Consider the following 13,249-nt stretch of genomic DNA (forward strand, 5'->3'; position numbering starts at 1 on the left):
ACAACGAACTGTTGCTTACATGGAAAAAAGAACAGACGAGACCAGTGCACATAAAGAAATGCGCAGTGCTGATTGGTTTGGCAAAAGCGATAAAATGGGTTTTGTGCACCGCTCCTGGCTGCGCAACCAGGGTTATCCGAGCGACTATTTCGACGGGCGGCCCGTCATTGGCATCTGCAATACCTGGAGCGAACTCACGCCTTGCAACGGGCACCTGCGCGAGCTTGCCGAAGTGGTTAAGCGCGGTGTGATTGAAGCGGGCGGCTTCCCGCTCGAATTCCCTGTGACCTCCTTGGGCGAAACCATCATGCGGCCCACCACCATGCTGTTTCGCAACCTCGCTGCCATGGATACCGAAGAAAGCATCCGCGCCAACCCGCTGGATGGCGTGGTACTGCTTACCGGCTGCGACAAAACAACACCATCTACCCTGATGGGTGCCTGCAGCGTGGACCTGCCCACACTGGTTATTCCCGGCGGGCCCATGCTCAACGGAAGGTTCCGGGGCGAGTGCCTGGGCAGCGGCTCCTTCAACTGGATGGTAAAGGAAAAAACCATCGTGGAAAGCTATTCGGCCGAAGACATATTGGAAGCAGAAATAGGCGTTGCTAGGAGTGCCGGTCATTGTATGACCATGGGCACCGCCTCCACCATGGCCTGTATGGTGGAAGCCCTTGGCCTGACACTGCCCGGAGCCGCCGCCATCCCGGCCGTTGATGCCCGCAAGAAAGTAATGGCGCAACTGTCGGGCAGAAGGATTGTACAAATGGCCAAAGAAAACCTGAAGCTTTCCAAAGTGCTGACCCGCGAAGCATTTGAAAATGCCATCATCGTGAATGCCGCCATCGGTGGCTCCACCAACTTCGTGATCCACCTGCTGGCAATTGCCGGCAGGATTGGCGTAAACCTGCAGTTGGAAGACTTTGACCGTATCGGCAGCAAGATCCCCCTGCTGGCAAACCTGAAGCCCGCTGGTAAATACCTGATGGAGGACTTCTATTACGCCGGCGGGTTGCCGGTGGTGATCAGCCAGCTGAAGCAGTACCTGCACAACGATGCTGTCACCATCAACGGGCAAAGCCTCGGCGAAAACAACCATGCACCGGTATGCTACAACCAGGATGTGATTGCCACCATCGACAAACCCGTGCAGCAGCAGGCGGGCATCGCCGTGCTGAAAGGAAACCTCTGCGAGCAGGGCGCCATCATCAAACCATCGGCTGCCAATAAGGAACTGATGCAGCACCGCGGCCGCGCCGTGGTGTTTGATACCATTGAAGATTACCATGCACGGATTGATGACCCGCAGCTGGACATTGATGAAGCCTGTGTGATTGTGTTGAAGAACGTGGGACCGGTGGGTTACCCGGGCATGCCGGAAGTAGGCAATGTAGACCTGCCCGAAAAACTATTGCGCAAAGGCATCAGGGATATGATCCGTATTTCGGATGGGCGGATGAGTGGAACCGCTGCGGGTACAGTGGTGTTGCACGTATCGCCTGAGTCGGCCGTGGGAGGAACCCTAGCCTTTGTGCATGACGGCGATATGATAGAGCTGGATGTGGCAGGCCGCAGGCTGCACCTCGATATTACGGATGAAGAACTGGCGCGCAGAAGGGCTGCCTGGCAGCCACCGGAGCCCATGGCCGAAAGGGGCTATGTAAAGCTGCACATCGACCATGTGCAGCAGGCGCACCTGGGTGCCGACATGGACGTGCTGCGTGGCGGGTCGGGTAGTAAAGTGACAAGGGATTTACACTAGCACCTGAAGTTAAATAGCAGGTAAAATTCAAAAGTATAAAGGCAGAATTTGAAACAGGTTAGCACCGGTGCCTGCATCCCTTTTTAAACTTTGATTTACTGGTATAGCGATTTAGAGCAGCATGCTAAGCGTAGCTTTTGCACAACACCTGTTTTCTCCGCCACCTTGGTTATATTCATTCGGGTTAAAAACTTTCTTTTCAACAAGCAAATACTTACAAACAAAAGGACATGAAACTGTACAGAACCTTGGGCGGGATCCGCGTTCACCATGAAGGGCAATCGTACGTGGTGCAGGAAGACAACTGGGATGCATTTATCAACGACGACAACCTGTTTGACAAGCTGCAACAAATTATTTCCACCCAGCCCGCTGCTGCCGGCACCGAAGTGGATGGCGTACTGGCGCCCATCGGCAGCCAGGAGCTCTGGGCCTGTGGCGTTACCTACCTCCGCAGCAAGGTGGGCAGGCAGGAAGAAAGCAAGGACGCCGGCGGCGGCGACTTCTACGCACGGGTATACGAGGCCGAGCGCCCCGAAGTGTTTTTTAAGTCCACGCCGCACCGCGTGGTAGGGCCGAATGGAAAAGTAAAGATCCGCAGAGACTCTACCTGGGACGTGCCCGAGCCCGAACTGACCCTGGTGGTAACATCATCGGGAAAGATCGTGGGTTATACCATCGGCAACGACATGAGCAGCCGCAGCATTGAAGGCGAAAACCCCCTCTACCTGCCGCAGGCAAAAACCTACGATGCCTGTGCCGCTGTTGGTCCCTGCGTCTTTGTAACCAACCAGCCGCTGGACAGGGGCACACAGATCCACCTGGCCATTGGCCGCGGTGGCGCTCCCGTGTTTGAAGGTTCCATCGGCATCGATCAAATGAAGCGGACACCCGAAGAACTGGTGTCTTTTGTGTTCCGGGAATGCTCCTTTCCCAACGGCTGTCTTATCATGACCGGCACCGGTATTGTACCCGAAAATGACTTTACCCTGCAAAGCGGCGACGAGGTGCGCATATCCATTGATGGCATCGGCACGCTGGTAAATGAAGTGCTGTAATCCTTCTGAATGATGCCGCTGAACATCTGCTGCATAAAAATGCACAAATATGCTATCGGGTGCAGGCGGCATACCTAACCTTTATACGGGCGATAGGTAAAAGAAAAACCAATGGCTTTACCCATCGTTCCACCAAACGCTTGCTTTTGTTCAACCCATTCAGTCAACCATCAAAACATGGCCATATGAGATCCAGATTTTCAACCCTTTTACTGGCAACGACGATGTTTAGCATCGCCGCCAATGCCCAGGGCCAGCCCGCTGTGCTGGAAGATTTCAAACCTTCTGCCTTTAACCAGCCTTTCCAGGATTACCCACAGGTAAACTCGCAGGGTTATGCCCGATTTCGGATTGTGGCGCCACAGGCCGACAGCGTTCGGGTAACCCTGGGCCTCGGCGGGCAAGGCGGCACCCGGCTGACCAAAGGACCGGATGGCGTTTTTACCGGCACTACCACCGGGCCCATGGATGAAGGTTTCCACTACTACCACCTCATTGTGGACGGCGCCGTTTATAATGATCCCGGCACCGGCAACTTTTATGGCTCCCAGCGTTGGGAAAGCGGTATTGAAATACCCGCCAAAGATCAGGACTTCTATGCCCTGAAAGACGTACCGCACGGTCATGTACACCAGGTACTGTTTCCTTCCAAAAGCACCAACACATCCAGGGTGGCCTACGTGTACACCCCTCCGGGCTACGAAAACGGGAAAACCAAATACCCGGTATTGTACCTCCAGCACGGCTGGGGGGAAAATGAAACCTCCTGGGGCATCCAGGGCAAGGCCAACCTGATCATGGACAATATGATTGCCGAGGGCAGAACCAAACCCTTTATCGTGGTGATGACCTATGGCATGACCAATACTGGTGCCCGCCCGGGTGCGCCTCGCCCGGCGCCTGCCCCCGCTCCGGGTAGTGCCGCTCCTGCTACCGGTGCCGCTCCGGCTGCGGGTACTACACCGGCTCCCGCCCGCCCGGGTGGCGGCATGGCTGCCATGATTGCCAACAATGGCTTCCAGCAGGTGCTGGTAGACGAGTTGGTACCTTATGTTGACGCACATTTCCGCACCATTGCCAACCGCAACGGCCGTGCAATGGCCGGATTGTCCATGGGTGCTGCCGAAACAAAGTTCATCACCCTGGCCCAGCCCGAGGTATTTGGCTACTGGGGGTTATTGAGTGGCGGCAACTATACGCCGGAAGAATTACAGGGCAAGATGAAGCCTAAGCTTATTTATATCACTTACGGCAGCAAAGAAACACGCGGAGCGGAAGCGCTTCCTAAGGTGGAAGCTGATTTAAAAGCGGCTGGCTACAATGTAGGTACTTATGTTTCGCCCAATACGGCCCACGAATTCCAAACCTGGCGCCGCAGCCTGTACCAAATGGCTCCCCTGCTTTTTAAATAGTCAATAAGGCATTCATTCAATAGCAGCACCCCGGTGCTGCTATTGAATTTAATCTGGTTGCCGCCAGCACGGGCAATAAAGACCAGTTATTCAGTCGCATCCATTCAAACACAAACTTGTGAAAACTACCTTGTTTACACGACCAGCTTCCCTAAAGCATGCAGGCAAATTACCGATGGCACTTTGTCTGTTCCTTTCCTCCGCCCTGGGTGCCCAGGAGGTAGTGCAACTTTATACGGGCACGGTCCCTAATTCGAAACAAACCGAAAGGAAAGAAACCTTCAACCAGGGCATGTACCGCAACGTCACCCGCCCCACGCTGGAGGTTTATTTACCGGAAAAAGAAAAAGCTACTGGTACGGCCGTGATCATCATTCCCGGTGGCGGCTATGGCGTGGTGGTGTACCAGGGCGAAGGCATCGGCACCGCCAAGCAATTTGCCCAAAATGGCATTACCGCCTTTGTACTCAAGTACCGCCTCCCCGACGATTCCATAATGGAGCAGAAAAGCATCGGCCCCCTGCAGGATGCACAGCAAGCCATCAAGTATGTGCGGGAAAATGCAACCAGGTGGGGCGTGGATGCAAAGAAACTGGGCATCGTTGGTTTTTCGGCAGGTGGTCACCTGGCATCTACGGCGGCTACGCATTTTGAACAACCGGTGATTGAAAACAGGAACAACACCAGCCTGCGCCCCGACTTCCAAGTGGTGGTATACCCCGTTATCAGTATGCGCGACAGCCTTACCCACCAGGGGTCGCGAGATGGCCTGCTGGGTAAAAATCCTTCGAAGGAACAGGTAGCACTATTCTCCAACGAGTTGCAGGTAAGGGACAATACCCCGCCGGCCTATATCACCCACACCGCCGACGACAAAACCGTTGATGTGGACAACAGCATCCTTTACTTCGAAAGCCTGCGCCATCACAAGGTGGATGCGGAAATGCATATTTATCCAAGGGGCGGCCACGGGTTTATTTTCCGCCAGCCCGACTGGTTCGACTCCCTGCTGCTGTGGATGAAAAAGAATAAGTGGCTGTAGCAGCAAATCCCAAACAAGCCCGCACACTACCGGCATTGATCAAACAAAACTTGCTTATGCATCACTACAGAACCTTCCATTCCTTCTTGACGGGTGTGGCGCTATGCTGCACTACGGTGGCAATGGCCCAAGCCGCCCGGGTACCGCAGTTCAGTTCGCCCGAAGTAAAGGCAGACAACACGGTTGCCTTCAAACTGTATGCGCCTGCGGCAAAAGAAGTAAAGCTGAGTGCCCAATTTGAAAAGGCTGCTGTGCCCATGACCAGGGATTCAGCTGGCGTGTGGAGCGTAACGGTTGGACCGGTAAAACCCGACATGTACCCCTACAATTTCGTGGTGGACGGCATGGCTGTAGCCGACCCGAAGAATAGCGCCATCTTTCCGAATGAAGGGTTCCAGAACAGCCTCGTAGAAATCACGGGCAGCACACCGCTGGTGCATACGGTACAAAATGTACCGCACGGCACCCTTGCCTACCGCTATTATACCTCGCCCGAGCTGGGTACCCGCCCCGTGGTGGTATATACGCCGCCGGGCTATGAAAAAGAAGGCAGCAAAAAATACCCGGTGCTTTACCTATTTCACGGCACTACCGACCTGGAGGAAACCTGGACCAAGGTGGGCCGTGCCAATATCATCCTCGACAACCTGATTGCACAGGGCAAGGCGGTACCCATGATCATCGTGATGCCTTACGGCCGTGCCTACCCGAAGATCAGTAAAAGCTCGGGCAGCCTCCGCAACTGGGACAACCTGCAGGAGATCAAAAAGGATTTTCTGGACCACATGATTCCTTTTGTGGAACAGAACTACCGGGTAAAAGCGGACAACAACAACCGCGCTGTAGCTGGCTTCTCGGGTGGTGGCGGCACATCACTTTTTCTGGGCCTCAACAATCCCGACCTGTTCCGGTGGGTGGTGGGCTTTGCACCCGGCATGCTGAAAGAAGAATTCGACCGCAACAATGCCGTGGCCTTTGCCAACCCATCACTCACCAACCAGCGCCTGAAACTGTTCTGGATCGGGGTGGGCAAAGAAGACATGCTATACCCCGTAATTGGCGATTACCTGAAAGTGCTGGATGACAAAGGCATCAAACACGAAACCTTTATCTCCGAAGGCGGCCACACCTGGATGAACTGCAAGCTGTTTTTGTCAACTGTGGCACCCAAGCTTTTTAAATAAAAAAGAACAGACCCAGGGTTCGCCCGGGTTCTTTGCTGATGGCATTGCGCCCCCATGGCGAGCCCCCGTTCTATAAAAGACATTTTATCACATAGATTTCAACCAGGAACACCATGCGCCATTTCCCTGTTTTAAAAATGCTTTTCACCTGGGCTGTCTTTTGCCTCTCGGCCATCGCCCTGGCGCAGCCGCCCCGCGGGCCCTTTGTGGTATCGCCACAGGTGCTGCCCGATAAGAAAGTAAGCTTCCGCTACCTGGCACCAGCGGCAAAAGAAGTACGGCTTTCAGGCGGGCAGTTTGGCGCCGCCAATGTGCCCATGACCAAGGACAGCATCGGCATCTGGAGCATCACCGTCGGTCCCGTGCGCCCCGATATTTACCCGTACAATTTTGTGGTAGACGGCGTAAGTGTAATGGACCCGGCCAACGAGGATTTCTTTCCCAACGAACGCTTCAAGGCAAGCCTGGTGGATGTGCCCGGATTTACGCCGTTGGTGCATGCTATGCAGGATGTGCCGCACGGCGCCGTTAGCTACGAGTACTATCCTTCTGCCCAGGGCAGCACGGGTTCGGTGGTGGTATACACCCCGCCGGGCTACGACAAGAACAACGCCGCCCGCTACCCTGTGTTTTACTTGATCAGCGGCACCACCGATACGGAGGAAACCTTTTTTAAAGTGGGCCGTACCAACCTGATACTCGACAACCTGATTGCTGCAGGCAAGGCCAAGCCCATGATTGTGGTGATGCCCTATGGCAATGTAGACGCAAGGGTTGCCGAACAAAAAGGCGGCGTCAAACCTGCCGACCCCGTGGGCCGCGAAAGTGAAGACGCCATGCGCCGGATGCGCGGTTTTTCGGACGATATGACCCAAAACATCATCCCCTACATTGACAAGGCTTACCGCACCATTCCCAACCGCGACAACCGCGCCATCGGCGGCTTCTCGCGTGGGGGTGGGCAAACCCTCCGCACTGCCTTCTGGAACATGAACCAGTTTGCCTGGGTTTGCTGCTACAGCGCCTACCTGCCACCCAGCGAAATGGACGGCAGCTATGCATCGCTCGTGTCCAATCCCGATGCTACCAACAAGCAACTCAAACTGCTGTGGGTAGGCGTGGGCACCGAAGATTTCCTGTACAATGATGTAGCTACCTTCCTCAACTATCTCAATGCAAAAAAAATCGGGTACAAAAGCCTGATCACCGGCGGCGGGCATACCTGGATGAACGTAAAAACCTACCTGACGGAAACCGCCCAATTGTTGTTTAAATAAACAGACGCTCCCACATGAAACCCTCCCTTTATATAGCAACGGCCTTGATGCTGGCCAGTACTTCGGGCTTTGCACAAAGGCCGCCTGCCATCAGCTCGCCGGATGTACACGCCGACAATACCGTTACGTTCAAATACTATTCACGCACTGCACAGAAGGTTTCGCTGAGCGGCGAATTTCTTTCCGGCAACCACGCCATGACCAAGGATACTTCCGGTATCTGGAGCATCACTGTGGGCCCAGTAAAACCGGACATCTATCCTTACGCTTTTGTGGTGGACAGCGTACCGGTAGCCGACCCCAACAACACTTACATCTTTGCCAACGAACGCTTCAAACGCAGCATTGTAGACATACCCGGCAACACGCCGCTGGTACATGCGCTGCAAAAAGTTCCGCATGGCAAGGTGAGCTACCGGCTGTACCCTTCAAAAACGCTGGGCACCACGCGGCAGTTGCTGGTGTACACGCCACCCGGCTTCAACCCGGCAGGCAAAACAAAGTACCCGGTGCTTTACCTTATTCACGGCGGTTCGGATACGGAAGAAACATGGACCAAGGTGGGCCGGGCAAATTTTATTGCCGATAACCTTATTGCGCAAAAGAAGGCCGTGCCCATGATTATCGTAATGCCTTATGGCAACGTGCGGCCGGCACCCATGCCCGATTTTACCAAAGAGGTGATGCAGGACATCATTCCCTTCATAGAAGCCAATTACCCCGTACTGGCCGATCCGCAGCACCGTGCCGTTGCCGGCTTCTCGGTGGGTGGCGGGCAAACCCTGAATATTGGGCTTACCAACACCAGCAAGTTTGCCTATGTAAGCTCCTATGCGCCGTATACGCAAACGGAAGAATTCCAGAAAAACTTTGGGGCTACTTATGCACCCAATGCGGAGCAGGTAAACAAGCAACTAAAGTTGTTCACCATCAGCGTGGGCACCGACGACTTTTTGTACGAAAGCGTCAAGCAGAACATCGCCATGTTTACGGCAAAAGGCATCAGGCTGCGCAGCGATATCGTTCCCGGCGGGCATACCTGGATGAACTGCAAACAATACCTAGCTACGACCTTGCAGGGGATTTTTAAATGATAAAAAATCAGCAGTATTAGTAAGGCCAAAAGGCAAAAGTGAAAAGTAAAAAACCTGTAGTGTACACCAGTGTTCCTCTTTTAAATTCTGCCTTTTGACTTTTGACTTGATTCGAATATTCATTTCAACTTACGAACCGAAACAAGAACGCATGAAATATTTCAAAGCACTCCTTGCACCCGCATTACTGTGCAGCCTTTCGCTTTTTGCGCAGCCTGTAGAAAAAGAGGCTCCCAAAGGTTTCGACTCCACCCGCAGCGGTATCGCACACGGCAGGATCGACACCATTTCCTACACATCAAAAACAGTGGGCACCACGCGGCGTGCACTGGTGTACACACCACCCGGTTTTGCCAAAAGCAAAAAATACCCGGTGCTCTACCTGCTCCATGGTATTGGCGGCGATGAAAAGGAATGGCTGAACGGTGGTAAGCCGCAAGTGATCCTCGACAACCTGTACGCTGAAGGCAGGCTGCAACCTATGATCGTGGTGATGCCCAACGGAAGGGCCATGAAAGATGATCGTGCCACCGGTAATATCATGGCGCCCGACAAGGTGCAGGCTTTTGCCACTTTTGAAAAAGACCTGCTGAACGACCTCATTCCTCATGTAGAAAAATCATTTCCTACCCTTAAAGACCGGGAACACCGCGCCATTGCGGGCCTGTCGATGGGCGGCGGACAGTCGCTCAACTTCGGGTTGGGCAACCTCGATAAATTTGCATGGGTAGGCGGCTTTTCCTCTGCGCCCAATACCAGGCGGCCTGAAGAACTGGTACCCGATGCGGCAGCTGCCAAACAAAAGCTGAAACTGCTCTTTATCTCCTGCGGCGATAACGACGGATTACTTTCATTCAGCAAACGCACGCACGACTACCTGGCCGAAAAGGGCGTTCCGCATATCTACTACCTCGAGCCCGGCGGGCACGATTTCAAAGTGTGGAAGAATGGTTTGTATATGTTCTCGCAGTTCCTGTTCAAGCCCGTAGATCCTGCAACTTTTTCCAGGTACACCGTATTGGGCACACCGGCTGCATCAAACATCCGTTCGGCAAAGTATCCGCAAGTATTACCCGATAGCCGCGTGGTGTTTCGCCTGCGGGCTCCGGAGGCACAAAAGGTGCAGGTGGACCTGGGTAAAAAATACGACCTCGTAAAAGATACCGGCGGCTTCTGGACCGTAACCACCGATTCCATCAGCGAAGGTTTTCATTATTATTCGCTACTGATTGATGGACTGCCCGTAGCCGACCCTGCAAGTGAAACCTTCTACGGCATGGGCCGCATGGCAAGTGGTATTGAGATTCCTTTTGCAGGCGGCGGTTATTATGCACTTAAGGATGTACCGCACGGCGACCTCCGCATCAAGCGCTACCTGTCGCCGGTTACCAATAACTGGCGCAACTGCTATATCTACACCCCTCCGGGTTATGAAAACAGTACCGAAAAATATCCCGTGCTCTACCTGCTGCATGGTGGTGGCGAAGACGAACGCGGCTGGGCCACGCAGGGCAAGACCGACCTGATCCTGGACAACCTGCTGGCAGAGAAGAAAGCCAAACCCATGGTGATTGTAATGATGGATGCCAACTTGAGTGCCGGTGGTCCCGGCGGCTTTGGCGAAGGCGCCCTGCGCATGTTTGAAAACGAACTGAAGCAAGCGGTGATTCCTTTTGTAGAAAAGAATTTCAAGGTAGCTACCGATGCACAGCACAGGGCACTTGCCGGACTGTCGATGGGTGGCCTGCAAACCCTGTATGCCGGTGTTAAGAACAAAAACATGTTTTCCTACCTCGGCGTATTCAGCTCCGGATGGTGGGCCAACCAGCCGGCGCTGTCCGACCCTCAGTATGCATTTATGAAATCCAATGCAGCGGCCATCAACAGCAACATCAAATCATTCTGGATATCGATGGGCGGCAAGGAAGACATCGCCTACAACAACTGCAAGATCATGATGCAGAAGTTTGATGAGCTGGGGGTAAAGTATACCTATAGCGAATACCCCGGCGGACATACCTGGCCCGTGTGGCGCAACAACCTGTATAATTTTGCACAGGTGTTGTTTCAATAAGAGGAGCCTAGAAATTATTTTGGATTGATATGGCTTTGTGCAGGTAAGGAACTGGAGCAGGATTGTTGCAGTGTCCCGAATACAGCAACTGCACTTCCTGCTCCAGTTGTTTTTTAGTAAGTGCCATAGGGATCAAAATTGCCCATGCGCACCAATTTGCGGTACAGGAATTGAACAGGTACCTTTATGCAACTTTCAAGCATGTTGGCTTTTGCATTCCCCTTGTGGCTTAAAGCCAGTTTCTGGGGTTTGGTGTCCGGATCTGCCCTGCTGGTTGGTGCGTTCATTGGCTATTTCAAACAGGTGCCTGCCCGCATCATCGGGATGATCATGGCCTTTGGCAGTGGCGTGCTGATATCGGCACTGGCCTTTGAGTTGATGGACGAAGCCTACCAGAGCGGCGGCTTTGGCGCAGCAGCAATCGGCTTTCTCACAGGTGCCCTGATGTATACCCTTGCCAACTACCTGCTGAACAGGCAGGGTGCCCGCCACCGCAAACGGTCGGGGGCACAGCAGGCCGCCGAAAAAGATCACCCAAGCAGCGGAACAGCCATTGCCGTAGGCGCACTGATTGATGGCATCCCCGAGTCGGTAGCCATAGGCATTTCGCTGATCCATGGCGGGGTGGTGAGTTTGGCAGCAGTAGTAGCCATCTTTTTGTCCAATGTACCGGAATCCCTTTCGAGCACGGCAGGCATGAAGAAAGCGGGCCGCTCCAAAAAATACATCTTCGGCATCTGGGCCGCTATCATGCTGTTATCGGGTGTGGCCTCTTTTGCGGGCTATGCCATTTTCAGCCAGTTTCCCCAACAGGTCAATGCCGGGGTAATAGCCGTGGCGGCAGGTGGCATACTTGCTATGCTCAGTAGCACCATGATCCCTGAAGCCTATGAAGAAGCGCACGACTTTATCGGCATCATCACCGTGCTAGGCTTCCTGGCTGCTTTCGTGTTAAGTAAAATGGAAGGTTAACTGGCTGCTGATGCGCCTTGCCGTTTGCAGGCGTTTATGATACAACACTTACCGCTTTTCCAGTACAATAGGGCCTCAGCCCGCCTTGCACAAAAAATCGGCGGCATAAGCCCGCGGGCTCTTACCCGTTGCGGTTTTAAACACCCGATTGAAATTGGTGATGCTGTTGAACCCGCAATCGTAGGCCACCGCCGATACGCTGTCGTAGCCTCCTTCCAGCAGCTTTTTGCAGGCCTCGTTGATGCGCACCTCGTTGAGAAAGGTAACAAAGGTGACGCGGGTATGTTTCTTGAAATACCGGCAAAAGGCAGGCGGCGTCATACAGGCGGCGGCGGCCACTTCTTCCAGGGTGAGGTCGCGGTGGCAGTGCTGCATGATGTAGTTGTAAATATTGCTGATGCGCATGCCTTCGTGGTCGCTGAAATTGCGGGGCTGTACCTGTGCCGACAAGGGCGCAACATCGCCGGTGGCGGTAAGGGATTTCAGCAACTGAAAAAACAGGATGAACTGGTCCATGCCGTTTGCTTCCCTGATGCGGAATATAAGGTCGCGTACCTCGCCGAAACAGCGTTGCGGCACCCTGAAGCCGCTGTAGTTGGCTGCAAAGAAATGGGTGATATGCTTAAACTCGGGCAGGTGGAAAAGCGAAGCCAGCTTCCCGTCGGTATTAAAGAAAATGGTGAGCGAGTGCGCCTGGGCTGCCTCTTCCGTTTCAAAGTAGTGGGCATCGCTCTTGAACACATGCGGCATATTGGCGCCGATGAGGTAGATTTCGTTTGCGGCAAATGCATGCATATTGTTGCCCACCAGCAGGGTGCCCTCGCCCTTCAGGATCAGCGTCAGCTGGATCTCTTCATGCCGGTGGAGGTGCGGGTAAAAATGGGGCAGGATATCTTCCTGGACCATGATGGTCTTGTCGTGGGCGGCCGGAATGGTAAAGGGCAAAACTTTCATAACACTTGGCTTTCGGTACTAAAGGGGCTTTTCAATGTACATATATTAACCCAAACAAAAGCAGCACCATCGAAAGCAGGTTAAAATAAGACAGATGCCCTATACTGTTGTAAGAAGGAGTTGGTGCGAAGCATATAGTGGCCATCTCATCTATCCACCAGCAGTATTTCTGGTAGTTGCCAAGGGGCGTCATGCACAACTCTTTTCGGCATCTACTACTGTATACAAGTACTCCGATATGTGCTGGGGATCCCGACATGCGTCGGCATGACAGTGTCCTCAGGTTCTGTCATGCCGAACTTGTTTCAGCATCCCCTTGTATACACGGGTACTCCGGAGGTGCATGGAGATGCCGCGGCCTCGGCATGATTGTCATGACTTACCCAAATATTTTTAAGCTGCAACAGGTAGTTTTTCTTC

General features: G+C 53.6%; 10 protein-coding genes. 9 read left to right on the top strand and 1 reads right to left on the bottom strand.

Going from position 1 to position 13,249, the window contains the following annotated elements; translation table 11 throughout:
• The first annotated feature begins 19 nt into the window (after positions 1–19).
• The 9 genes from BUE76_RS22825 to BUE76_RS22865 all read left to right on the top strand — a co-directional run bounded on the left by BUE76_RS22825 (position 20) and on the right by BUE76_RS22865 (position 11,875).
• Positions 20–1,762: an IlvD/Edd family dehydratase gene (locus BUE76_RS22825; protein WP_073041628.1), complete on the top strand. Its 1,743-nt coding sequence runs from the start codon at positions 20–22 to the stop codon at positions 1,760–1,762.
• A gap of 230 nt (positions 1,763–1,992) precedes the next feature.
• Positions 1,993–2,820 (top strand): fumarylacetoacetate hydrolase family protein, encoded by an 828-nt coding sequence (locus tag BUE76_RS22830; RefSeq protein ID WP_073041625.1) that lies wholly within the window; start codon positions 1,993–1,995, stop codon positions 2,818–2,820.
• A 185-nt stretch (positions 2,821–3,005) separates the two neighbouring features.
• Complete coding sequence (locus BUE76_RS25225; protein WP_073041623.1) at positions 3,006–4,232, top strand: alpha/beta hydrolase; 1,227 nt, start codon at positions 3,006–3,008, stop codon at positions 4,230–4,232.
• Between the two features lie 175 nt (positions 4,233–4,407).
• Positions 4,408–5,274: an alpha/beta hydrolase gene (locus BUE76_RS22840; protein WP_073041621.1), complete on the top strand. Its 867-nt coding sequence runs from the start codon at positions 4,408–4,410 to the stop codon at positions 5,272–5,274.
• A gap of 56 nt (positions 5,275–5,330) precedes the next feature.
• Entirely contained in the window at positions 5,331–6,458 is a 1,128-nt protein-coding gene (locus BUE76_RS22845; protein WP_073042097.1) for an esterase, read from the top strand.
• A 113-nt stretch (positions 6,459–6,571) separates the two neighbouring features.
• Positions 6,572–7,735, top strand: a complete 1,164-nt coding sequence (locus tag BUE76_RS22850) for an alpha/beta hydrolase (RefSeq protein ID WP_073041619.1) — start codon at positions 6,572–6,574, stop codon at positions 7,733–7,735.
• Between the two features lie 14 nt (positions 7,736–7,749).
• Entirely contained in the window at positions 7,750–8,829 is a 1,080-nt protein-coding gene (locus BUE76_RS22855; protein ID WP_073041617.1) for an alpha/beta hydrolase-fold protein, read from the top strand.
• Positions 8,830–8,980: 151 nt separating this feature from the next.
• Positions 8,981–10,903, top strand: a complete 1,923-nt coding sequence (locus BUE76_RS22860; protein WP_073041615.1) for an alpha/beta hydrolase-fold protein — start codon at positions 8,981–8,983, stop codon at positions 10,901–10,903.
• 201 nt (positions 10,904–11,104) lie between these two features.
• A complete protein-coding gene (locus BUE76_RS22865; protein WP_073041614.1) occupies positions 11,105–11,875 on the top strand; it encodes a ZIP family metal transporter in 771 nt (256 codons plus the stop codon).
• Positions 11,876–11,950: 75 nt separating this feature from the next.
• On the opposite strand, the gene BUE76_RS22870 is transcribed toward BUE76_RS22865, so the two are convergent.
• On the bottom strand, positions 11,951–12,829 hold the full coding sequence (locus tag BUE76_RS22870) for a helix-turn-helix domain-containing protein (protein WP_073041612.1): 879 nt from the start codon (positions 12,827–12,829) through the stop codon (positions 11,951–11,953).
• Positions 12,830–13,249 lie beyond the last annotated feature (420 nt).

It is taken from the genome of Cnuella takakiae (assembly GCF_001953305.1).
GTDB lineage: Bacteria > Bacteroidota > Bacteroidia > Chitinophagales > Chitinophagaceae > Flavisolibacter > Flavisolibacter takakiae.